Consider the following 24,359-nt stretch of genomic DNA (forward strand, 5'->3'; position numbering starts at 1 on the left):
GTTAAGTTATTTTGCTCATGCATCTTAGAACATTGGCCAAGCAAGCTCCTAAAAAACAGTCACTCACAGGCTTTACCTTAATTGAGGTTATGGTAGTGATTGTTTTAATTGGCTTAATGGCGTCTGCGGTGCAATTTACTTTTAATGGTAATGATCCTGACAAATTACTGAATAAAGAAAGCCAACGTTTTAGCGCAATATTTAATACTGCTGCCGAATACTCAATGTTAAATAACATTGAGTTAGGCCTAATGATTCAAGAGAATACTTATCAGTTTTTAGCTTTTGACGGTGAAACTTGGGTAAAAACATCAGACACGCCATTTTTAGCACCTTATGCCTTACCTGAAACCGTCACCATCATTTTAACCTTAGACGACTTACCTTTAGATGAAATACCTCTGATCAATGTTCTGCATGAAGAGAATGAAGAAAGCGATTTAGAATTTTCGGGCTCTGAACTTGATGAAGAAGAGGAAAAGCTAACTCCACAAGTTTATATTTTATCGGGTGGTGATTTAACGCCTTTTACTTTACGTTTTCAATTAACCGAAAGGTTTGATGCTGACTCTTACATCAGCTATATGGTGAGTGGCTTATATACAACGCCATTAACTATTGAAGGCCCACTTTTTGATGAATAAATCGTTGAGTAAGCGAATAAAAACTAAAGGCTTTACGCTAATAGAAGTGATGCTCGCTATGGCTATTTTTGCTATAGCCGGTGTTGCTTTAGTGTCGAGTACCAGCACACACTTTAGAAGCCTAAGTCTACTCGAAACAAAAATGATAGCGAACTGGGTGGCTTCTAACCAACTAGTGGAAGTGTCGTTAGATAAAACGTGGCCACTTAAAAATAATAAAAAAGGCAAAGAAGAATTTGCAGGTCGTGAATGGTTTTGGCTACAAAAAATTGCTAAAACTAATGATGAGAACATGAGCCAAGTGACTATCGAAATTCGTTTAGATCAAACAGCAAAGTCTTCATTAACTAGCCTATCTACATACGTTGTTAAGGAAGGTTCATAGTGAACCATTCTGTTATCACTAAAACTAAAGGTTTTACTCTACTTGAAGTACTCGTGGCGATTTCAATATTTGCGATTATAAGCTTGGCGAGCTTTAGCTTATTCGACACGGTTATTACCAGTGAAGCAAAGTCATCTAAAAGAATAGAAAGCATGAATGATATTCAACGTGCTTTTATTATTATCGAACGCGATTTTTTACAAATATCTCGACGTAGTTTACGTTTAGCCGGTGATAGCCCGTTAAGTAACTTTCTTCATACCGATGGCAGTAACTATGAATCTACCTCGCAATCTATTGGTTTTGTTCGCAGTGGCTGGACAAATCCAGGGTTATTATTACCTCGTGGAGATATGCAGTCGGTTGCTTATCTAGTTAATGAAGAAACCTTAGAGCGTATTCATTTTAACTTTGTTGATGCCAGCTTAAGTGAAGAGCCTAAAATAAGAAAGTTACTCACCGGTGTTAACGACATAAGTTTTGAGTATTATTTTAATAAAAAGTGGAACAAAGCATACGAAGGTAATGACTTACCTAGTGCAATCTCGATAGAACTTGATACCCAAGAGTTCGGTTTAATTAAGCGTAAATTCTTACTTACGGGTATTGAATCCGCAACAGCACTTACCAATTGAGGATGACATGAAAAAACTATCGTGTCATCGAGGTGTGGCGTTAATTACAGTTATGTTAGTTGTCGCTTTAGCGTCAATTCTTGCTACGCAAATGACAGCAAAATTACAGCTGCAACTACAACGAAGTATTAATATTGAATCGAACCAGCAAGCCTATTGGTATGCGATGGGAGCAGAAGCGTTTACAAAGCGCATATTAACTTTGTCGTTTGATGGCGAAGAAACAGTTACTCATTTAGGCCAGTTATGGGCACAAGGTGAAAATTCTTATCCAGTCGAATATGGCGATATAACAGGTGAGATCACTGATTTACAGTCGTGTTTCAATTTAAACGCTTTGCGAGCTGAAGGCGGTAGTGCTGTGGTTTCTTCGGCAAATACAACAACTCCGTCGTTATTAACAGATACAGACAGCGATTCGGATAGCGACTCAACTACATCAAAAACCACTACAGCAGCAACCAGTAATGATAATATAGCTGCTGCAGCGTTAGAGCGCTTAATATTAGCGATTGGAATTGAAAATGTCAGCAGTTTTGAAGCCAAAGATATGGTTGATGCGTTAACCGATTGGTTAGACGATAATGACATTATCACCAATAATGGTGGCGCTGAAGACAATGACTACTCATCATTAGAATATCCATATTTAGCCGCAAATGGTTTCTTAGGAAGCTTAAATGAATTACGTACAGTAGCGCATTTTACTCGAGACATTATTGAGGAGTTAAAGCCTTACGTATGCGTTATACCTAACTCAAATTTAAATCAGATTAACGTTAATACCATAGATACAGAACATTCTGCGTTATTAAGTGCTTTACTTGATGTAACCGAAGATGTTGCAAACGATATTATTTCTGGTCGAGGTGAAGAAGGTTATCAAACAATAGATGATGTTTTTGCCTTACCTCAATTAAGTGCAATACAAATAGAAGATGAAATGAAAAATCAGCTTGTTGTTGATAGTGAATACTTTAAATTAAAAACTAAAACCACATTTAACGACAGTTATTTCTTTTTAAACAGTATTATGAAAGTTGAACAAAACAATCAAATTAATATTATTAGCCGCACCATAGGACGTGACTAATGTTAGAAACTCTTTTTATTCGACTGGGCTGCAAAGCTCATGATCCCATTCAATGGTTGATATGGTCGAACCAAGAAAACGAAGTTATTGCTAGTGGTGATCTCAATCACGCAAGCGATCTCTCTCACTTAACTGAAAAAGCAGCTCAGCGTAAAGTTGTCGGCTTTATTCCCGCAAGTGAAATTGCCTTAAAACGCTTGAAGGTTCCAGGTAAGTCGGCGCGCGCTATAACAGCAGCTGCGCCTTACATGTTAGAAGATGAACTGGCACAAGATGTAGAGTCATTATTTTTTGCTTACGCTAATTTAGCGAAAGACCAAGATGAAAATAATTGCTTTGCTGCAGCGGTTGATAGAGAGCAACTAAAACGTTGGTTACTCTGGTTAGAAGATGCTGACATTAAATGTAAAATTCTTATTCCTGACGTTTTAGCTTTACCTTTTAACAAAAGCGTTAGTGAAGGGCCTTGGAGTGCAGTTACGTTAAATAACCAAATACTCCTCAGACAAGGACCATGGCAAGCGTTAGTTGTTGAAGCTAATGTTTGGGCGTTAATCAATCATCAGTGGGCAAATAAAGTTGAAGTAGCTTCTGATACTGAAGATCAAGATGACAGTGAAACAGCTAGTGATGAGTTAGCACCTTTACCAACGACTTCAATAAATGCTTATGCAGAATTACCAGACTCTCCAGGTATTACCATTAATGCAATGCCAGAAGAATTACCGCTAGTTTTACTGGCTCAGCATGTTGATCTTAAGTTTTTTAATTTACTTCAAGGTGAATTTCAAGTTAAAGATAAACGCTCTGCTAATTACAGCAACTGGTTATGGGTAGCGAGTATTGCAGGTATTGCTTTAGTGATGAATGTTGCATTAAAAGGTGCAGAGTTAATTAAATTAAATAACCAAAATGCCGCCATCGAAACTGAAATAATCAAAGTATATAAAGACACGTTTCCTGAAACCAAACGCGTACGCATATCAACCATTAAATCTCAGCTTAATCGTAAGTTATCAGAAGTGGGCGGTTCAGCATCTCAAGCTGATTTCCTCACCATGCTAAACAATGTTCAACCCGCTTTTAGTGAGGTTACCGCATTAAAGCCTGAATCAATGAAATACGATGCCAAAAGAAGTGAATTAAGAATTCAAGCAATATCAAAAGATTACCAGTCGTTCGAAAAATTAAAAGTAGGTTTAGAAAAGCAATCCTTAAATGTTAATCAAGGTGCGCAAAATAACTTGGGCGATCAAGTATCAGGTTCATTTGTTATTACGTCTAAAGGGAGTCGATAATGAAAGAACGTTGGTTAGAGCTTAATATACGAGAACAACGCTTAGTGATAGCGATGGGAAGTGTTGTACTATTTTTCATTTTATATAGCGCTATTTGGGCCCCCCTAACTAATAACATTGAAGCGGCAACTAAAAAAGTTGAACGTCAGCAAGAGTTATTAACCTGGATACAAAAAAGCACAGTCATATACAAAAGTGCAGCAGGTGCTAATGCCTCTAATAATCGGAATACCAGTTTATCGAGCTTAGTTAATCAAACTGCTGGACGTAACAATATTGAAATTGCACGTATGCAACCACAAGGTGAAAGCATACAAGTATGGATTGATGAAGTACCTTTCGACAATTTATTAAATTGGTTAGAACATTTATCGCAGAAAGAAGGCGTAAAAGTAAAAGCTATAGATATTGCCCATGCTGAGCAAGCAGGTGTTGTTAAAGTAAGACGTTTGCAATTAGGAAGAAGTTAATGAAAAAGTGGGTTTTAGGTGCGCTAATATTTATTTTAGCTTATCTGTTTTTTATGGTGTCGCAAGTACCAGCGCAATGGGTAGTTAATAAAATATCATTGCCTAAAAATGTTTCATTACAAGGTGTTAAAGGTACTATTTGGCAAGCAAAAATTAAGCGTATTGTTATTGATGGTTACAGCATTAACGAAGTAACAACTGATGTTAACTTACTGGCTTTATTGATGCTTAATGTGAGTGTTGATACTAAGTTTGGTGGCGCATTATTTGACGGACCCGAAGGTGAAGCTACACTAAGTCATCTACTTGGCGATATTGAAGTTAGCAATACTAAAGTCTTTATGCCTGCGAATGATATTGCTCAATTGTTAAGAGATGAATTACCTATTCCGCTCACAGCGCAACAGTTTTTAGATGTTCAATTAGATACATTTGTGATGGGGAAACCTGCCTGTGAAGCGCTAAATGGAACAGTTAAATGGGAAAAAGCGAGTATAAAAGCCCTAGACGAAAAAATTAACCTAGGAACGTTAAGTGGCAAGCTAGCATGTGAAAAGGGTATCGCTAAATTTTCTTTTGATCCTAAAAACAACTTAGGCTTAACTTTTAGTGCTTACGTTTATTCACCGCAACGCATTTCAGGTAGTGGTTATATCGAACCGGGTAGTAAATTTCCCACCATATTAAAAGAAGCTTTACCTTTCCTTGGTAAGCCAGAAGGCGGTCGCTATAAACTTAACTTTTAGTGGTTAAGTCTATAGCTAAAATTAGCCTAGTTACTTAAAACTGGATGTGCTTTTATTTCTTCTAAAAGTACATCATAGTTTGAAATAGCAGGATATTGTGTGATCACATTGTCCGCTTTTTTACTGTCAGGATTTGTAATCGCCAGTAAATGCCCGATACCATATTGCTGCGCCGATGCTAAAATTGGCAAGCTATCATCAACAAATAATGTGCTTTCTAATTCAAAACCTTCTTTAGCTTGTAATCTTTCCCACAATAATTGTGACTCTTTAGTAACACCAAACTCATGTGTTGAATATAAAGTATCAAAATATTTATCGAGTTGGGTACGTTCAATTTTTAATGACAAACTATTTGGATGCGCATTCGTTACTAGTATCACTTTTCGTCCGCTTTCTTTTAGAGCAACTAAAAAATGATGAGCGTCATCACGCAATTTAATAAGATGTTGCACTTCTCTTTTTAAATCAGTAATCGGCAGTTTTGTTTGCTCAGCCCAGTAATCTAGGCAGTACCAGTCAATTGTGCCAAATACTCTTTCGTAATGGCCCATTAATTTTTGTTGTGCTTCATCTAGACTTATTTGAGCAGATTCGCTATATCTAAGAGGAAGATGATGAAGCCAAAAATGATTGTCATAGTGTAGGTCGAGTATGGTGCCATCCATGTCCAGAAGCACAGTTTCTATTTCGGACCAATTAATCATATAAATAAAGTTATATTGCGTAGTTGAGGTGTTTATTATCAACCATATATAACTATTTAACACGCCTTAATAATAATTAACCTCAGCTCTTTAAATTTTTATAGACATATCTATGTATACATAGCGCCCTATATTTGAATGTACACTAGAGAAATAACCAAAGCTTTCATCTGCAATGGGGGGGAGCTGATTCGTTATATTTTTAATACCCAAAACTATTTTTGTTTTAGTGTTTAACATTTTATTAAAAGCACTATAACTAATGTATGCGCTATAAGTATGATAATCAGAGATAGGGAGTAAGCCTCCAGTTAAACTTTGAACACTTCTATCATTAAATTTACTGATGTAATTGTAAGTTAACCCTGCTCCAATATTGTTAAGACGCCAATCAAGTGTCTGGTTTATTCTTAATGACGGTCGACCATTATTATTTAACAAGTTACCAATATTAGGGAGGATTGTATTTGATGGGATATTAGGGTTTTCTTTTTCTACTTCTTTCAATATCTCAGCACTAATGGGGTCTGCACCTTGTTGGAACTCTAAAAGTTGCGCTATATTTAAATTTGCTGAAAATAGTCCCAAGTTAGATTCATATTTAAAGGTGGCGTTATAATCAATACCAGACACTTTTCGTGAACTTAAGTTAGTATATTGGTTCGTTATTGAAACAACATTTCCAAATTCATCACGTGTAATATTACTTGATTTACCTTTAGTTCCACTAAATAAGCCATCATATAATAAGACTGTGCTTGCAGGGGTAATCCCAATGACATTTCTTTGTTTTATTTTCCACCAATCGATCGATAAATTTATATTTTTTGAAAGAGAGATATCACTTCCAAAAGACAGATTTACATTGTCTTCTGGTTTTAGATCCTCATTGCCAAAACGAATTTCACTGATGCCATAAGTAGAGTTAAGAGTGGGATCATATATAAAGTTAAATCGAGATACGCCTTCTTCTGCTATCTGGGGTAAATTAGGGGCTCTAAAGCCATTCGCCCAAGAAGATCTCAAAAGTAAGTATTGATTGATTTTTGATGTTATAGCGACTTTTGCTTTAGCAACATTACCTATATCTGAATAGTTTTCATATCTAAATGCTAACTGAGCCGAAGTATTTTTAAATAAAGGAATATATGAATCAAAGTAGGTACTTACAATATTTCTATCTCCTTTAGAATCTAAAGTATAACTACTACCTAATACATTGCTCTGACTTAAAGTTATACCTGTTACGTTATCAATAAAAGGAGTACTTCCATCTAGTAGTTCATCTCTGTCATCGGAGAATGTTTCACGACGTAATTCGATACCTGTAGCAATCTCTATATAACCATTTTTTAATGCATACACTTCAGGGTTTGACCATTTAGTATCTAATTGCATTAAAGATGTGTTTGAGGTTCTATTAATGTTGACCAAGAATTTGTCAATAACCTGCTGAGAGTTGATAGTTGAATCAATAGAGTTAGGAAACTCAAGACTACCGCCATTAAATAAATTATAGGCCAATGAAGGATCTTCCTCATTAATAGCCTGTTGAAATGCCGTGGCATTAATTCTATTTTTAGCGGTATCAATAGTTTGTGCATTTGAATATAACAACGCACTTTCCCAATCCCAGTTAAACCACAATCCTTTAGCACCAAGTAAAACTCTACTACTGTTATTAACAACAGATATCTCTCTCAATCCTGTATCTACTGGTCGATAACGCTGTAATATTAATTCTTCATCAAAAGGATTATAAGCTGCGGTTTTGGCAATGGTAAAACGTTGAATATTGAGATTGGGTGCTTGCTCACGTGTGCGCTCAGTTTTAGCATGGTAAAGGTAAGTATCAGAAAATAATTCAACTTCATTACTTAATAAGTGAGAAAAATAGCCATGAAAGTTAATTCTTTTCACGTCTGATGTCATTGTTCTGTAAGCAGTGCGGTCAAACTTTAAGTCGGCAGGTGTCTCCCCTAAAGCAGAGCAAATTGACTCAGAAATAGTTAACGTACAATTCCCAAGTGTTATAGGTTGAATATGTACAATGCCGTCTGTCGGGTGTTGAAATTCAGCCCATGGTGTATACGAGCTTCTATTATCTAATTGACTGTCAAAAAGAAACTCATCGGGTATCTGATCTGCCTGTCGTCTATCTTCTGATTCTGCATTAGGTAATTCATCGGCCATAATACCATTGCGTTGATAGTAGTTAAGTGAGACATTCGCGAGAGAATTGTCTTGATTAAATGCGAAGCTTTTCTGCCCAGCGATATTTAATTGATCAAAATTTGTATTTTGATCGCCGCCATAGTTCACCGAGAACTCATTTTGGGGTATGTTATTATCAATAATATAATTAACGACACCGGCAACTGCATCGCTACCATAAAGCGCAGTACCGCCGCCTAACAATACTTCAACGCGATCTAAGCTCTTAATGGGTAATGTATTTATATTGGCGGTACTTACTGGAACAAAGTTTTCTGTTTGTGTACCTGGATGTTGTACTAAACGGCGACCATTGAGTAATGTTAATGTATAGCCTGTACCAATACCGCGTAAATTTATAGATGACACATCACCTCTAGCGTCATTCATGCTACCAATTGCACGTTCATTATTAAAAGATATTTCACCTATTTGAGGTATTTGTCTTAACAATTCTTCCCCGTTAACAGCACCTGTAGAAAATACAAATGCTTTATCGAGTATGCGAGTTGATACATGTTTTGATAATTCACTTCCTTTAATATGGCTACCTACAATATTTATGCGTTCTAATTTTTTTATATGAGAGGCTTTTTTTACAGTTTTTATTTTTGGAGCAGTAAAAGTCGCTTTAGCAAGCAATCTTTTTTTACGTTGAATAATATATGACGTATTCGACAGTCGAATTAATTTTAGAGGGTTCTCATCTATAATTAATTTAATTGCTTGATCAACAGACATGGAGCCTTTAATTTCTGGCGAGAGTAACTCGCCAACAACATTAGGTGAAAAAATTATTTGTACATTATGATTTAGGGCTAAATTTAATAAGGCATCTTTAGTGTATTGGGCTGGAATATCGACGGCGACAATATTTTTTGCTGAATAAATAGCGGTCGAATAAGCATTCTTCATACTAAAAATAGAAGTAATAAACAACAATAATGAAATGATTCTGATAGTAGAAATAGCTTTGTTTTTAATACACATCATTAATAACTAACTTTAATTACCGCTGTTGTTACTTGTTAAAATAATCTTATCACCTTCATTTATCATCTTTATTGGTAGTGTTTGAAGTAGACCACTAATAACTTGCTCTTTTTGTGTAAAATCAAATGCCCCACTAATTTTTAATGCTTGAGTCTCTTTTCCTTTTAACTCGATTTTATTTTGTCTATATCGATTTAATTCATTAATGACGGTTTGTAAGCTTTCATCTTTAAATATGAGTAAACCATTTCTCCAGCTCGTTTTCTTTGCCAACTTATCGTTATTGATCGGCATGATGATTTCTGCTGCAGAATTAAATGTACCTATGTTACCTTTTTCTAATAGGTATTTATCTTGTGCCATAGGTTTTAACTTGCTTCTAGAGTGAATCTTTAGTTTTTTCTTTACCTGAACGATACCTTCAATTACAGCAACTTCGATACTAGTTTGCATTTTATGCACGTTGAATTGCGTTCCAACCACGGTAATTTCTTGTCCGCCCGAAGTGACGATAAAAGGTCGTTCTTTATTACTTGTTACAATAAAGAACGCTTCACCTGAAATCAGGTCTACTTTTCTTGCTTCTTTCGTTAACGTGACTTTTATTTCACTGTTTGTGTTGAGGGTAATAACAGATTTATCACTTAAGGTTATATTTTCCATTTCACCAATTTTTGTTTTATAAACAATTGATGGTGCTTGTGTTACCTGTGTAATACTTACGATGAATAATGTCATGGCAATTAATGCGGTTGCAGCAATAGATGTGTACCGATTAAAAAATGTCATGGTAAAAAGTTTATGTTCTGTCTTTTGTGTAGGTAAAATTAAATCAGATGAAGAGTCCCACAGCTCAAGTTGACGTTGATATTCTTCTTTGTTGTCATCACTCTCCTCAAGCCATTGATATACTTGATTCTCTTCTTGTTCCGTCAACTCTCCAGAATAGAGTCTAGTGATATAGTGGGCTGCTTGAGCTTGAACCCTTTGAGCCGTATTTTTATGTAAATTCATTTTTTTACTACCTTTAATCTAAGCGCTAATAACACTTTAGAAATATGACGCTCAATGGTACTGACAGACACACCCATTTCTTCACTAATTTGTCGGTAAGATTTATTTTCTAGTCTATTCAATAAAAAAGCTTCTTTTTGAATAGGTTTTACAGACTCTAATACTTGGCTTACTTTTGTTAATGTTTGTTGGTGAGACAAAATTTGTTCAGGGTTTCCATTGTCTAGAATTGTGTTGGCTAAAGCATCATCTGATTGTTCACCGCGACCTAGTTTGCGTCGGTAAAGATCTTTAACTAAATTAGCCGCAATAGACAGTAAGTAACTTTTAGCATTTGAACCTTCCATCATCAGCTTCTCTTCTAAATTTTCAATTCGAAGCAAGCGGATCATTAAATCTTGAATAATATCGTCTCTGTCTGCTTCTAATGCCAGTCTTACACGTAAAAATCGCATAATATCAGATTCGTATTTATCAATTAATGACTCTAATAAGTTGTTTTTCCTGTCTTTACATTGTGTGATATATACAACAGACATAGTTCACCTAGTATTTAAATTTCTTCTATACATGAGTTCATCTTTTAATTAACTCTATAATTCCTAAAGACATAATTGGTAATCAGTCTTGTATTTTTGACATTTTATTGTGCCTGTTTTCGTACTAATAGTTGTTGCATGTATTTTTCTGCTGCAATAGTGGATGATATTTTTATATCTTCAAAGTCACTATTTTCTCCCAACTCAAAAGTGATGGCAGGTATTTTATATCGCTCATAAAAATATTGTTTTGTTGTAGGTGAGCTTGGTCTATGGGTTTGTTTATGCTCAAATTTGATAGGAGCATCACTATTATTTAATGCGTGTATCCAATCTTTAGTAAATTCAGGGAAACGACTCGGTTGTTGCTCTGTTTGAGTATAAAGTAAATCTGACCATGTAGTGTGAAAATCTAACATTCCCCAAACTGAACTTGTACTTGTTTTGTTTTCAATAGCTTTGATAACTTGTTGAGTTTCTTTCTCGTTAAAAGGTCCCCAATCTCTGTTTAAGTCTTTACCCTTGCTATTGCTTCTCCAATTACCTAATGCAACGCCATCTGGATTGATATTCGGATAAATTAATACATTAAAGTTTTGACGAAAAATTCGTGCTAATTTATCGTTTTCAAAAATCCGATCAACAAAAGACTGTAACGCTATCACTCCTGTAATTTCTGGCGGATGTTGTCGGCCTAATAGAATAATAGTCGGCTCTAATTCACCAGCAAAAGACGATAACTCAACTAATGATCTACTTTGCTCACTTTTTCCGATTTCTTGTACATTTATGTTACTCGCTGTGTGACTAAACTTTGCTAACCAATCATTATAAAATGAGTTATCTATTATAGAGTGGGATGCTATCCATAAAGGCTTATCATTTAATGTTAGCGATAATGTAACTTGTTTATTATCTTCACTTATACTTACTTTATCTTCATCTAGTAAGGTCCATGATTGTAAATCTTGTGATATTTTAGGGCTGTATCTATGTTTATGATGCAAATAATGTAAAGTAACATCTATAGACTTTTTCTCTGTCGACTCTACTTTAAATGCATACCACGGGGTTGCCATAATAGGAATATTTTCAGGCGATAAAGATAACTCGATATGGTTTTCATTAATGACTTTACAGGTATTAAATCGTCCAGCTTCGAAATCTTTGGTAATGATTACACCATGAGTTTCACAGTCATTATTTGAGATGAAACTTACAGGTTCATTAATTGAATGGCATCCTACAATTAGCAAAGGAATTAAAGCTAATATAGAAATTTTTACTGACTTAAACATATAAGTTTCCAAATAATAAAAGTAATGGCTTAAAAGCAAGCGGGTATCAAAATCATTATTCAATATTATGATTTTTTTTAGATAACATTGTGCTCATTAATGTTGTTGCAGCCTTGTGAGCTATATGTGAAATATCATCTCTATTGGTGTTATCTCCCATTTCATAGGTAATCGCATGCACATTATATTTATCGGCAAAATACTGTTTTGAGACCCCTTTATTTGAATTACTTCCAGGTTGCATAATAACGTCAAAATTAGCCGTTTCGTCATCAAGTGATAATAGCCAATGTTTGACGAGGTAAGGTTTTTCGAGGCCATAACTTACAGGCATAGTATAAAAAATATCTTTGTGAGTTGAGTGGAAATCAACAGCAAAAGAAACTTTTTGCCCTTGCGCCACTAATTGCTCTAAATATTCATTAATTTGTTTAGTTTCAACTTGATTAAAGTTTTTCCAGTCTCTATTTAAATCAACGCCTTTAATATTATGTCGCCAATTTCCAGCGTACACACCATCAGGATTAATGTTGGGAATGATTAAAATATTGTAGTTATTTAAATAATGGTTACTTAACTCGCTTTTCGCTAATAAGGTTTCAACAAAAGGAAATAAAGCTAATGCACCTGTAATTTCAGGTGGATGCTGTCTTCCTAATATAACTAACCATTCTTTAGTTTTTGCATTTCTGTGTTCTATTTTATAAATAGGGCGCCCTTGAGTCGAATTACCTAGTAAGCTATGAGATGCCTTACTATTAGCCGTTAATTTTTTTGCCCAGTCTATATAGTATTGATTATTGATGATCTCTTGTGCGGCAATAGTGACAGGTTGTGTTGAAGCGGTTAGCTTCATTGTTAAACGGCCATCTTCTAATTTATATTGTTGACGTTGCCATTTTTTACCATCAAGGCTAACTTTAGGCATGTATCTATGTTTATGACCACGAACTTTTAAGGTAATAGTAATATCTGTGCTTTGATCTGCTTCTACTTTAAAAGCATACCAAGGGCTTGAATTAATTGGTGTGTTCTCTGGAATAAGGGTGATTAAATATTCGTTTTCTGCAACTAATGTACACTCATCCATCCGCCCACTATCAAAATCAGCCGTTAAACGAACATTGCCTGTACTACAGGTTTGTACATTATTATTCGATACAATTTGATTTGATTTGCAGGAGGTTAGAAAGAAACTTGATAATAATAAGAAATAGATAAGGGGAGATTTTTTCATGGTTTCATCTTTATAATTTAATAAGTGAAGTGAATACGACTCAATTAAGCTAACCTAGTTGAGTCGCATCATTCTAATACTAAACAGAACGAATCATTCGTCCGCTTAGTATACTTTCGAGATATTAACGAGTGATTAGAAATTCTTACTGATATTCATGTACATATAACGACCTCGGTTACTGTGTAAAGAACCAAAGTAACCATGGGCAAGTTCATCTGCTAATGGTGGCTCTTCATCGGCAATGTTTCGTACGCCTAAACTAAGCTTCATGCCTTCAAGAACATCACCTTTAGTAAACTGGTAAGAACCGTAAATATTTACAGTAGTATAACTGTCTACTGGTAATGGAATTACTTCACCATCAACAGTGGCTGTTGTACTTGTATCTTCAACTTCACTAATATAATTGGCACTAACACCAGCTCTCCAGTTACTCAGACGCCAGTTAATTGATGTTTTCCCTCGCCATTCTGGATTGCCATTTTGCTTTATTAAGTCCCCTACATTTTCAATAGTTCGATCTACAGGTACTGCAGCATTTCCAGCGTTTTGTGCGGCAACGAGTTTCGCTGAAATTGAGTCAGCTACTTGCTCGAACTTACTTAAATGAGCAGCATTAGCCGTGAATTCAAACTTACCTATTTCAGTTTCAAAGTCATATACCAGACCAATATCGACACCTGAAATTTCTCTAGAATCTAGGTTTTCATAAACATTATTTATTTGAACAACTTCTTGGGTAACAGCATCACGTATTACAGAAGGATTACTTGAACCTTCGCTTCGTAACAATGAGTCATAAAGTAAGTGCGAGCTGCCAGATAAAATACCCACTAAGTTTTCTTGTTCAAGCTTCCAGAAGTCAACGTTAAAGGTTAAATTTTCTGTAGGCTGGAATATTAAACCTATCGACGTGTTTACATCATCTTCAGGAGAAAGATTTTTACTTGGTTCACGGATATCCATCACACCGTAACTACGATCAAGAGTCGGGTCATACAAGGTATTACTTCGTACTGCTGTTGCTGACGTTTGTGCTAAGCCTGGAGCTCTAAATCCACCAGCATAAGATGCTCGTAAACTTAGCCATTCAATAGGCTGCCAGAACAAAGCAACTTTTGGTTTTAATGTGCTACCCACATCAGAAAAATTTTCATAACGTGCGGCAAGTTGAATTTCAGCATACTGATCCCCTGAATCAATAAGTGGAACAATTAATTCGGCAAAAAGTGAAGCAACGTTGCGATTGGCTTTAGAATCTTCAGTTGGGCTACTCCCTAGAACATCACTATCTGATAATGTAACACCGGTGATAGCATCAACGAAAGGCGTGCTACCATCTAATAAACTATCACGGTCATCTTCAAAGTCTTCATGACGAAATTCAGCACCAATAGCAAGACCAGCACTACCTGCTGGCACCTCAAAAATATCACTGTTACTTGCTTTAAAGTCAATAGATGCAAGACTCGTTTTGGAGTCTCTGTGCACATCAACCATAAATTGATCAAGTGTCACTTGCGAAGCAAGTGGAATATTACCTGTAGTGTTAGGGTTATTAATATCACCACCAGAAAAAATATTATAAGCAGTGGTTGCATCCGTACTGTTTATCGCGGCTTGAAAAGAGCTGGCTTGAATACGATTAGCAACATCATTAGTTTCAGCTGCGCTATAAAATGCTGCAGTTTCCCATTCCCAATCACCCACATAACCTTTTAGGCCCGCTAATAAACGATAACTTGTATCATCAACTTCAACATTTCGTACACCCGTATTTATCGGACGAATACTGCGAAGTAATAGCTCTTCACCAAAAGGATTATAGGCTGCATCAGCTGAAATTCTAAAGCGTTGTGCGGTTAGGTTAGCTGTTTGTTCGCGAGTACGTTCAGCTTTTGCACTATAATAAATAGCTTCAGAGAAAAAGCTTAAATCATCGTTAATGTCATGAGTTAAATGCGCATAAAGGTTTAAACGATTTACGTCAGAAACTAAAGAGCGTGTTGTACCGCGATCAAAGCGAGTATCTCGACCTGTACTTCCCTGATCTACACAAACGCCTTCAACACTTAGCGCTGATTCTACACAGCCATCTAAATTTTCAGGTTGCAGATGAAAAGTCCCTAAACTCTCTGAATTGAATTCTCCCCATGGAGTACTCGTTGTTCTATTATCTAATTGGGTATCACCAATAAACGCTTCAGGTAATGTTGAATATTCACGCAAATCGTGACTAGCTGAATAATCTCTTTCTGAAGCCATCATGCCATTACGTTTGTAGGCGGTAAATGAGCCTGTAAGATGTGTTTTTCCTTCATTAAACTCTAAACCAGTTAAATAACTGAAGGTTAATTCGTCTAGTGAAGTACCTTGAGATTTTCCATAATTTAAGCTGACTTTAGAACCTTCATAATCGGTATTTAGAGCGTAGTTAACTACACCTGCAACAGCATCTGAACCATAAATTGCAGCTGCACCATCACGAAGTACTTCTAAAGAACGCAAACCAGAAACAGGTAACGTATTAGTATTAACAGTAGTAACAGGAACAAAATTTTCTGACTGTGTACCAGGATGATTAACTAAACGACGGCCATTAAGTAGTGTTAGTGTATTACCTGAGCCAACACCACGTAGGTTAACTGATCCAACATCACCACGAGCGTCATTAACACCACCATTACCTGTAGAGGCACCAAAATTTACCGCCCCCATTTGAGGAATAGAACGAATTAAATCATCACCTGACATTGCCCCAGTATTCGCAATATCTTCAGCAGTTAGTGACGTTACAGGTAAGGTGCTAATATCTGTTGCTCGTTTTATGTTACTACCAATAACAGAAATACGTTCTACTTTAGCTTCTTCTTTTAATTGTTGAGTGTCTTGTGCTTGTGCAGATTGCGTTGATATTGCAGCAAGAAGACAAATACTTAACTTTGTTGGTTTGAAACTTAAAATTAATTTATTTCTCATAATACACGTCGTCTCTTATGTTGTTTTCATTGTTTTCATTGTTTTCTATGTATTAAACGTTTCAAAAAGCAAACACCCTCAACTTATTTTTAAAACGTTGAAATAATTTAGGGAACACATGAATAATTATTTTTTAATTAACTTTTTTAACCAATAATTTATAGTTTAAGAGGGAAGAGGTTAACTATGCGGAAGTGCTAACAGGGATTGTTTAAAGTGAAAGTCAGTAGGCAAAGTTAAGATAAATTTAATTTAAAATAATGAAATACTAAGGGAAGCTCATTTTTTTTACAGCGTCATCGCTTTATTAAGTGGAACAACCACAGACAAAAGCTCTATTTTTTATCAATAGCCAACAAATCGCTGCAAAATAAATTTGGAAAGCTCAACAATCTCTAATGATATTGATATGAGTGTGTGGTCGTGGACAGACTTTAGTTACTCATAATTTATTAAAGATTTTTTACAAAGAAAAACTGATTTTCATCATTGATGAATATATTATATTTATAGTGAAAGAATATTAAGTTATTTAGAATATGTTAAAACGATGTATTGTTATTACTGGTTTTTCATATTTAACTAGCGAAGCGTAAATCTCGGGGGCTTGCCCCCGTGCTGGATAGTGTATACTGGGGGGACCCCAGTAAATGCTATTCTTCATATGGAACTTCAAAGAAATACACATCATGTCTTTAGATTAATGTACCACTTTGTGTGGATACCAAAGTATCGACACAAAGTCTTCATTGAACCTTATCGTTCAACAATGAAAGCAATTATTCAAAAAGTAGGATATGACTACGATATTGATATCGTAGAGTTAGAAATTCCGAGTGACCATATTCATATGGTTATTAGAGGGATCCCTAAACAGTCGCCAAGCGATGTTATGCAAATAATTAAAAGTATAACTGCTCGTGAGTTTTTTAGAATTTATCCTGAAATTAAAAAGCAGTATTTCTGGGGCGGTAAATTATGGACACAAAGCTTTTTTGTTGAAACGATTGGTAACGCAACAGAAGAAGTTATCAGGAAATATGTTCAAGAACAGTTAATCGAATTAGATGGTAAAGAAATTAATAGCGATCCACTGAACTTGTTTTGAAACTCGGTCGCTTGCGGCCGAGAATTTTATTTACGTCAACATACAAAATTATGATTCATCTTTTGTGATGGGTGCGTGACGGTTGGAATTTTCACCAATCAAGCATAGATTTTTCCCTAATAACGCGTTTATTATAGGATTATATATAAAGTTATCATGCTATTCTAAATGAATTAGCACTATCGAGTAAGGTACATATCACAATGGGGAAAAAGCTTCCTACTATTGATGACCGTAAAGTTATCGCAAAAAGTAAATTATTTTCAATTGAAGAAATCGAACTTACTTTTAGCAATGGTGTCAAAAGACAGTATGAACGTATGCAAGGAGGGACTCGTGGCGCGGTAATGATCGTTGCTATGCCTGATCCTGAAACCGTTTTACTTGTTCGTGAATATTGTGCTGGTACTCATACTTATGAGCTTGGTTTTCCTAAAGGTTTAATCGATCCTGGCGAAAGCCCTGATATTGCAGCCAACAGAGAACTAAAAGAAGAAATAGGTTTTGGTAGTAACCAACTCAAAGAAATTCAAAACGTTGCTATGGCACCTGGTTTTTTTGCTGCTAACATGAACATTTTTATAGCAACCGACCTTTATGAAGAACGTTTAGAAGGCGATGAGCCAGAAGAGCTCGACGTAATACCCTGGAAACTAAGTGAATATAAGTCGTTACTTGCTCAGCCCGATTTTAACGAGGCACGCAGCATAGCAGCACTTATGTTAGTTAAAGATTATTTAAGTGGACCTAATGAATAACGAAGAACTCCTTTTAATCGCGATAGAAAGCGCTAAAAAAGCAGGTGTAGAAGTTACTAAGCACTATCAAAATGGTGACTACACCTCTGAAATCAAACATGACAATAGTCCTGTTACGAGTGCAGACATAGCCGCGAATGACGTTTTAATGAGTGAATTACAAAAACGTACGCCCGATATTCCTATTATTTCTGAAGAAGTTGGCGCTTTACCTTTGGCAGAGCGTGGCAAGTGGAAACAATACTGGCTACTTGATCCTATTGATGGCACAGGTGAATTTATATTAGGCAGTGGCGACTTTGCGGTAAACGTAGCACTGGTTCAAAATGGTTGGCCTTCTATTGGCGTAATACACGCATCAGATAAGAATATTACTTATTATGCTCAAACGGGTTTAGGTGCTTTTAAAGAAACACCTGAAGGTACAACCAAGTTAGAAGTAGCTAAGTATGACAACGATCGTCCTATCAAAGTCGCGGTAAGCCGCAGACAAGAACTGAGTTTAATGGGGCAGTATTTAAATCCTGAATTTGAATACGAATACGTACCTTTAGGAAGCTGCTCATTAAAAAACAGTTTAATTGCAGAAGGCTTAGCCGATTGTTATGTACGTATTGGTCCAACGGGTGAATGGGATACAGGCGCTAGCCATTGTATTTTAGAGCAAGCAGGTGGTTCAATCATCGACAGCGAATTTACTCAGCTAAGCTATAACAAACGTGAAAGCTTAATGAACCCAGACTTTATGTCGTTAGGTTCAGCCAACATTCCTTGGCAGAAAGTGATAAAACCGCATTCAGCTCGACGTGATTAACAATCAACATCTAGTTGAAATTAGATTTAACACTCTCTAAACGTTTTCGTAAATTAAAGCTGTACAGAAGAGCTATTCAAGCTCTTCTTTTTCTTCTTCGAATTGATCTTTAGGGATTATATTCACCGTTTCATGTAGTTCTGAATATACTAAAACCGCAGTACCTAAATCTAGTTGTTTACGCACTTGCTCAACTTTTTCTTCTATAGAAACATCTTCTGCACCATATTCTGTGCCTTCTCTTAAAACAAATTCTTTAAGAATGCTAAATAGCGTGTCTGGGTTTATATCCTGAATAGGAATGATCATAAAAAATCCTGTAAAAATTGTGGAACCTTAGTCGCTAACCAATACTGAGGTTTGAAAGGAGAGTTACCTGTTAAAAATCCTACATGTCCGCCAGTTGTCGAAACTTCAAAGGTTACATTATCTGGCAGAGTATTTATTGCGGTTATTTCTTTGTGAGATAAAAAAGGATCATCTTGGGCATGAATAATTAAACAAGGTTTAGTTATTTGGTTTAATACCTTAATTCCGCTCGACTCACTGTAATAGTGTTCAGCGTTATCAAAACCATTTAAAGGCGCTGTGACCTTATTATCAAATTCCCACATGGTTTTAATGTGTTTCAGCTCGCTTAACGTGATGCTTTTAATAATACCTAGCTTAATTTTCTTTTCTGTTTCTCGTTTCAGTAATTTCAGTAAATAATTCTGATATATTTTTGAAAACCCACTATTAATTTTAGCGCTACAGCTCGACAAATGTAGAGGGGCACAAATTACCGTGGCACATTCATAGGGCGAGTCTGGTGTTTCAGCTAAATATTTAGTGAGTACATTACCACCTAACGAATAACCAATAGCTGCGAACTTACAATGCTGATAGCGCGACTTTAACTGTTCGGTAAAATAACGAATGTCGTAAGTAAAACCTGAATGATACGAATGCGCTAAACGGTTAGGTTTACCACTACAACCACGAAAATGAATTAATACACCTATCCAACCTTTTTGCACAACAGCTTTAAACATACTCTTAACATAATGGCTATATTCACAGCCTTGTAAGCCATGTAATAGCACCACAATAGGTTTAGTGTCGCTAGCTTCTGGGGTTTCGGTCCAGGTTAAATCAACAAAGTCACCGTCAGGTAATTCGAGAGTTTCGCGAACTGTTGGAATTAAGTCTTTTTGGGTTAACCACTTTGCCACCATAGTTTGCATATGGGGATTTGATAAACCTTTAGCGGGTGTGAAGTTACTGGCTTGAAACATTATTCACAAAGAGTTGTAAGAATATAGCTTATTGTAATAAAAAAAATCGTTTGGGTATATGAAGGACATACTAAGATATGAAAACTAAAAAATGGAGAGCATCAAAAGTACTACTCTCCGAAAGCAAGCGTTAGGCGTTGTCGTGGACTTTTTTCATAAAATAGAAGACATAAAATCCACAAATTCCAAATAAAACCAATAAACCAACAAGTGAATATATGGCAACTGGATCTGTTAGTAGTAAAGTGAAAACGTTCATATAAACCTCTCGTTAGTTAATGGTTAAGTACCAATATTAAGGACTATAAATAGTTTAACTAAACTGAGATTTAAAATGATGATATGGATCAATAGAAAGTTTGAAAGTGTAAAAGAAGTGCTTGATAGGGAGACGTTCAGAGTAAGTTTGAAGGAGTAATATTACTTGTGACGACAATAAGTATTTGCCGAAAACTGACCTGTTATATGAAGTGTGATATGACCTGTTATCTAAGCTGTTATCTTAGATATTATCTGAATTGTGATTTAACATGTAATGTATCAGAACTCACTAAGTAAGTTCTGATACTTGTTTGGTCATAGCCTGTACAGTGACAGGTTTAGAAAAGCTTTTGGTCTGCTAATTTAGCTTTCAATTCTTCACGCTTTACAATTTCTTCGCGCTTACGTTCAGCATCTTCTCGTATTTTTTTAATATCTGCTGAGCCTAATACACGTTCATCCATTTCTAAGCTTTTTTTCGCTACAGCATAACCATTTCTGTAAGCAATAATATTCCAAAAGTACGATAGTTCATCGCTCTTCGTAACACCTTTACCTTCAGAGTACATTAAGGCTAAGTTAAATTGTGCTAGCGCATAGTTTTGCTCAGCAGCACGCTCATACCAGCGCGAGGCTTTTGCGAAATCATGATATACACCTTCGCCGTTATAATACATAACACCTAAGTTAAACTGAGCGCTGGCTAAGTCTTTATTTGCCGCTTTTTCAGTAAGCGTAAAAGCCGTTTTTAAATCTTGCTTAACACCTTCACCAGAAGAATACATAAGGGCTAAACTAAACAGTGCATCAGGGTAATGCTTTGCAGCAGCAAGTGAAAACAGATCAAATGCTTTTGTTAAATCTTTTTTAACGCCATAACCATTTTGGTAAATTAATGCCATTTGGTATTGTCCTGGAGCGTATCCTTCTTCTACCAGTGGTTCAAACTCTGCCTTGGCTGCTTTAAATTCACCTCGGTTTAATTGAAAAATACCTAAATCTAAATCACCATCAAAACTAAAAGCTGAAAAGCTCGTAGTTAAAGCTAAAAATATACATACTCGTGAGCGCATTTTCATTGTGGACTCCTTATTTATCAGCATATTATGCAAGATAAATGGTCAAAATAAATAGTGAATAACTCGATCATTTTACAACTGGTTTGGTCTAGATTTTTGCTGTTTTACTTTAGATAACGATTAAAATTAAAGCACAACAGGCTTTTCTACAGTGTAGCAATAATGTTGTTAATTAGCGTATAACATTATTGTTACTATATTTGTGTTTATATCTTTATTAGCAAGTATTGCTTATTAAATATTACTCTTGAGACATAACCGCTTCAATTTGTTCTTCTAAATCTAGCCATTCCATTTCATTTTCTTCAATGTCTGATTTTAACTTCGCTTGTTTCATTATAAGTTCAGACAAACGCGCTTTATGTTCAGCTTGATATATATCGGGATCGGCTAATACAGATTCAACCTCATCAAGCTCAACTTGGTATTTAGCGATTAGCTTTTCAAATTTATCAGCCTGCTTTTTCAAAGGCGCTGCTTTCTTTCTCAGTTCTGCTTGTTCTCGACGTTGTTGTTTTTTATCAACAGTTTCAGCAGCACCAGAATTAGCTTTAGCATTTTTAAAGGTCAGCTTTTTCTCGTCGTTTAACCATTGTTGATAATCATCTATATCACCATCAAAATCTTTTACTGTGTTATTTGCCACAATATAAAATTCGTCAACACACGACTCTAGTAAAAACCTATCATGGGCAATAAGTATAATCGCGCCTTCAAAGTCTTGTAAGGCAAGGACTAACGCTTGACGCATTTCTAAATCTAAATGGTTGGTTGGTTCATCGAGTAAGAGTAATTGTGGCTTTTCTAAAACAATTAGCGCTAAAACTAAACGCGCTTTTTCACCCCCCGACATAGTGCCAACGGAATCTAAAGCTTGATCACCACTAAAACCGAAACGACCTAAAAACGAGCGTGCTTCTAATAATGTTTTTTCAGGCTTCGCTCGTAAAATATGGTCAATAGCTGAACTTGCCATGTGTAGCTGTTCTAATTGATGCTGCGAAAAGTAGCCAACTTTAAGTTCTTGAGCACAGTAACGTTCGCCTTGCATTAAGGTTAATTCACCCGCTAACGATTTTATTAAGGTAGATTTACCTGCACCGTTTCGTCCTAATAAACCAATACGGCTACCAGGTACTAAAGTCATATTAACCGAGCTTAAAATAATCGCTTCAGGGTTATAGCCACACTCACTGTCGGTAAGTGACAGTAAAGGATAAGGCAAGCTTTCAGGTGTTTCGAAATTAAAGGTAAATTGGCTATCTACATGTGCTGGCGCTAAGTCAGGTAATTTTTGCAAACGTTTTAAACGACTTTGCGCTTGTTTCGCTTTACTGGCCTTTGCTCTGAAACGATCGACAAAAGAAGTCAGGTGAGCCACTTCTTTTTGTTGTTTCTGATATTGCGCGTCTTGCTGCGCTAAATGCTCTGCACGTTGTCTTTCAAACGCTGTGTAGTTGCCTGAATAAAGCTTGGCTTGTTTGTGCTCAATGTGAAGGATCTGCCCGATAACGTCATCTAAAAAGTCACGGTCATGAGAAATAAGCACTAACGTACCCATAAAACGTTTCAACCAACGTTGTAGCCAAATAACTGCATCTAAATCTAAATGGTTGGTTGGTTCATCGAGTAGTAGTAAGTCTGCACGACTGATCAAGGCTTGCGCTAAGTTTAAACGCATACGCCAACCACCAGAAAAGGCCTTTACAGGATTAACCAACTGCGACTGTAAAAAGCCCAAACCATGTAGTAATTCGCCCGCTCTTGCAGGTAAGCTGTAACCATGAATTGCATCAATTTGATTTATAATAGTGGCTTCAAGCGAACCGTTATCATCTTTACGAGCTTGTTCTAATTTATCTTCAAGCTGACGAAATTCTTTATCGCCGTCCATTACATAATCAAGGGCCGACTGCTCTAATGCTGGCGTGTCTTGCTTTACGGTAGCAATGCTCCAGCTACTTGGCATAGACAAATCGCCCGTGTCAGGTTGAAGCTCGCCAAGTAAGGCTGCAAATAAAGAAGATTTACCACAACCATTAGCGCCCACTAATCCTACTTTGTGATTAGGGTGAATGGTAAAGCTAGAGCCAGAAATAAGGTTTTTTGTACCTCGGTCTAAGCCCAAGTTATTCGCAGTAATCAATGTATTATTCCTTCTTTATAATCAATATGGGTATTGTCGCTTTTCCTATGGGGGTTATTCAAGGTAAAATACGCGTCCTGACTAAATATAAGAGCTTCTTATTGTGAAAAAACGTTTTATCGCTGGTGCTGTTTGTCCAAAATGTAAAGCTATGGACACCTTATCTTTAATTAAAGAAAATGGTGTTGAAAAAGTAACGTGTGTTTCTTGTGGAGAAAGCATGACACAACCAGAAGAGCAGGTAGCTAAAGAAGTACGACCTTACGAACAAGTGATTGGTGTATTCAAGCAAGATTAATTCAAGCTTTCTTTTGCTTATCAAATAAAGAATTAAGTAAAAGATTAAATGAAACTTGGATTGAGCTGCTGTTGAACGACGCTTACTTGTTTAAGGTAAGCTATCGACATTAACTTCTTATGGTTAACTTACCATGGTTAATAATGCGGTGGTGGTGGCTCAATATCTTGATCGCCTGATTGTGGTGCCGAAGACGAGTCTTTAATACGCGCAGCAATTAATGTTAACTGATGCTGTAATTCTGCGATTTGAGATTGATGAACAGTAATTTCATCATTGAGTTGTTCAATAACATCATCTTGAAAAGCATTACGCGATTCCAATGCTTCAACACGTTGTTCTAATACTGTAATAGAGGTCATA

General features: G+C 36.0%; 24 protein-coding genes. 11 read left to right on the forward strand and 13 right to left on the reverse strand.

Going from position 1 to position 24,359, the window contains the following annotated elements:
* Positions 1–17: 17 nt before the first annotated feature.
* The 7 genes from gspH to ACPUVN_RS18945 are packed head-to-tail and all read left to right on the forward strand — an operon-like array spanning position 18 to position 5,271.
* A complete protein-coding gene (gspH, locus tag ACPUVN_RS18915; RefSeq protein WP_426358772.1) occupies positions 18–644 on the forward strand; it encodes a type II secretion system minor pseudopilin GspH in 627 nt (208 codons plus the stop codon).
* Positions 637–1,029, forward strand: coding sequence for a type II secretion system minor pseudopilin GspI (gene gspI, locus ACPUVN_RS18920; RefSeq protein ID WP_426358771.1), 393 nt, complete (start codon positions 637–639; stop codon positions 1,027–1,029). The genes gspH and gspI overlap by 8 nt, the downstream gene beginning before the upstream one ends.
* Positions 1,029–1,664, forward strand: a complete 636-nt coding sequence (gene gspJ, locus ACPUVN_RS18925; RefSeq protein WP_426358770.1) for a type II secretion system minor pseudopilin GspJ — start codon at positions 1,029–1,031, stop codon at positions 1,662–1,664. Before gspI ends, gspJ begins: the two co-directional genes overlap by 1 nt.
* A 7-nt stretch (positions 1,665–1,671) precedes the next feature.
* Positions 1,672–2,757 carry a type II secretion system minor pseudopilin GspK gene (gene gspK / locus ACPUVN_RS18930; RefSeq protein WP_426358769.1) on the forward strand — a complete coding sequence of 362 codons (1,086 nt, stop codon included), beginning with the start codon at positions 1,672–1,674 and terminating at the stop codon, positions 2,755–2,757.
* A complete protein-coding gene (gene gspL, locus ACPUVN_RS18935) occupies positions 2,757–4,055 on the forward strand; it encodes a type II secretion system protein GspL (RefSeq protein ID WP_426358768.1) in 1,299 nt (432 codons plus the stop codon). Before gspK ends, gspL begins: the two co-directional genes overlap by 1 nt.
* Complete coding sequence (gene gspM, locus ACPUVN_RS18940; RefSeq protein ID WP_426358767.1) at positions 4,055–4,525, forward strand: type II secretion system protein GspM; 471 nt, start codon at positions 4,055–4,057, stop codon at positions 4,523–4,525. Before gspL ends, gspM begins: the two co-directional genes overlap by 1 nt.
* Entirely contained in the window at positions 4,525–5,271 is a 747-nt protein-coding gene (locus ACPUVN_RS18945) for a type II secretion system protein N (RefSeq protein ID WP_426358766.1), read from the forward strand. Before gspM ends, ACPUVN_RS18945 begins: the two co-directional genes overlap by 1 nt.
* A gap of 26 nt (positions 5,272–5,297) precedes the next feature.
* Here the strand turns inward: ACPUVN_RS18945 and yrfG are convergent, their stop codons facing one another.
* From yrfG to ACPUVN_RS18980, 7 genes are all read right to left on the reverse strand, one after another.
* Entirely contained in the window at positions 5,298–5,978 is a 681-nt protein-coding gene (yrfG, locus tag ACPUVN_RS18950; RefSeq protein WP_426369641.1) for a GMP/IMP nucleotidase, read from the reverse strand.
* 90 nt (positions 5,979–6,068) lie between these two features.
* Complete coding sequence (locus ACPUVN_RS18955) at positions 6,069–9,185, reverse strand: TonB-dependent receptor (RefSeq protein WP_426369642.1); 3,117 nt, start codon at positions 9,183–9,185, stop codon at positions 6,069–6,071.
* A 12-nt stretch (positions 9,186–9,197) separates the two neighbouring features.
* Positions 9,198–10,199, reverse strand: coding sequence for a FecR family protein (locus ACPUVN_RS18960; RefSeq protein WP_426369643.1), 1,002 nt, complete (start codon positions 10,197–10,199; stop codon positions 9,198–9,200).
* On the reverse strand, positions 10,196–10,738 hold the full coding sequence (locus ACPUVN_RS18965; protein ID WP_426369644.1) for an RNA polymerase sigma factor: 543 nt from the start codon (positions 10,736–10,738) through the stop codon (positions 10,196–10,198). The genes ACPUVN_RS18960 and ACPUVN_RS18965 overlap by 4 nt, the downstream gene beginning before the upstream one ends.
* Before the next feature lie 104 nt (positions 10,739–10,842).
* Positions 10,843–12,036 (reverse strand): M14 family metallopeptidase, encoded by a 1,194-nt coding sequence (locus ACPUVN_RS18970; RefSeq protein WP_426369645.1) that lies wholly within the window; start codon positions 12,034–12,036, stop codon positions 10,843–10,845.
* Between the two features lie 55 nt (positions 12,037–12,091).
* Complete coding sequence (locus ACPUVN_RS18975; RefSeq protein WP_426369646.1) at positions 12,092–13,273, reverse strand: M14-type cytosolic carboxypeptidase; 1,182 nt, start codon at positions 13,271–13,273, stop codon at positions 12,092–12,094.
* A 135-nt stretch (positions 13,274–13,408) separates the two neighbouring features.
* A complete protein-coding gene (locus ACPUVN_RS18980) occupies positions 13,409–16,255 on the reverse strand; it encodes a TonB-dependent receptor domain-containing protein (RefSeq protein ID WP_426369647.1) in 2,847 nt (948 codons plus the stop codon).
* A 664-nt stretch (positions 16,256–16,919) separates the two neighbouring features.
* Here ACPUVN_RS18980 and tnpA point away from each other — a divergent pair.
* From tnpA to cysQ, 3 genes are all read left to right on the forward strand, one after another.
* Positions 16,920–17,363 carry an IS200/IS605 family transposase gene (gene tnpA / locus ACPUVN_RS18985; RefSeq protein ID WP_426357702.1) on the forward strand — a complete coding sequence of 148 codons (444 nt, stop codon included), beginning with the start codon at positions 16,920–16,922 and terminating at the stop codon, positions 17,361–17,363.
* 203 nt (positions 17,364–17,566) lie between these two features.
* A complete protein-coding gene (gene nudE / locus ACPUVN_RS18990; RefSeq protein ID WP_426369648.1) occupies positions 17,567–18,121 on the forward strand; it encodes an ADP compounds hydrolase NudE in 555 nt (184 codons plus the stop codon).
* Positions 18,114–18,935: a 3'(2'),5'-bisphosphate nucleotidase CysQ gene (gene cysQ, locus ACPUVN_RS18995; RefSeq protein WP_426358761.1), complete on the forward strand. Its 822-nt coding sequence runs from the start codon at positions 18,114–18,116 to the stop codon at positions 18,933–18,935. Before nudE ends, cysQ begins: the two co-directional genes overlap by 8 nt.
* A gap of 72 nt (positions 18,936–19,007) precedes the next feature.
* Here cysQ and ACPUVN_RS19000 read toward each other — a convergent pair whose 3' ends face one another.
* From ACPUVN_RS19000 to ACPUVN_RS19020, 5 genes are all read right to left on the reverse strand, one after another.
* Entirely contained in the window at positions 19,008–19,244 is a 237-nt protein-coding gene (locus tag ACPUVN_RS19000) for a YheU family protein (protein WP_426358759.1), read from the reverse strand.
* Positions 19,241–20,212 (reverse strand): hydrolase, encoded by a 972-nt coding sequence (locus tag ACPUVN_RS19005; RefSeq protein ID WP_426369650.1) that lies wholly within the window; start codon positions 20,210–20,212, stop codon positions 19,241–19,243. The genes ACPUVN_RS19000 and ACPUVN_RS19005 overlap by 4 nt, the downstream gene beginning before the upstream one ends.
* Positions 20,213–20,342: 130 nt before the next feature.
* Positions 20,343–20,471 carry a DUF3149 domain-containing protein gene (locus ACPUVN_RS19010; protein WP_369686659.1) on the reverse strand — a complete coding sequence of 43 codons (129 nt, stop codon included), beginning with the start codon at positions 20,469–20,471 and terminating at the stop codon, positions 20,343–20,345.
* Positions 20,472–20,811: 340 nt separating this feature from the next.
* The gene (locus tag ACPUVN_RS19015) at positions 20,812–21,552 is read right to left on the reverse strand and encodes a tetratricopeptide repeat protein (protein ID WP_426358754.1); all 741 of its coding nucleotides are present in this window, start codon (positions 21,550–21,552) and stop codon (positions 20,812–20,814) included.
* Between the two features lie 241 nt (positions 21,553–21,793).
* Positions 21,794–23,698 (reverse strand): ATP-binding cassette domain-containing protein, encoded by a 1,905-nt coding sequence (locus ACPUVN_RS19020; RefSeq protein WP_426369651.1) that lies wholly within the window; start codon positions 23,696–23,698, stop codon positions 21,794–21,796.
* A 103-nt stretch (positions 23,699–23,801) separates the two neighbouring features.
* Here ACPUVN_RS19020 and ACPUVN_RS19025 point away from each other — a divergent pair, with 103 nt between their 5' ends.
* Positions 23,802–23,996, forward strand: coding sequence for a YheV family putative zinc ribbon protein (locus tag ACPUVN_RS19025; RefSeq protein ID WP_426369652.1), 195 nt, complete (start codon positions 23,802–23,804; stop codon positions 23,994–23,996).
* Between the two features lie 137 nt (positions 23,997–24,133).
* Here ACPUVN_RS19025 and ACPUVN_RS19030 read toward each other — a convergent pair whose 3' ends face one another.
* Positions 24,134–24,358, reverse strand: coding sequence for a SlyX family protein (locus ACPUVN_RS19030; protein ID WP_426358750.1), 225 nt, complete (start codon positions 24,356–24,358; stop codon positions 24,134–24,136).
* Position 24,359 lies beyond the last annotated feature (1 nt).

Source organism: Pseudocolwellia antarctica, from assembly GCF_049933045.1.
GTDB lineage: Bacteria > Pseudomonadota > Gammaproteobacteria > Enterobacterales > Alteromonadaceae > Pseudocolwellia.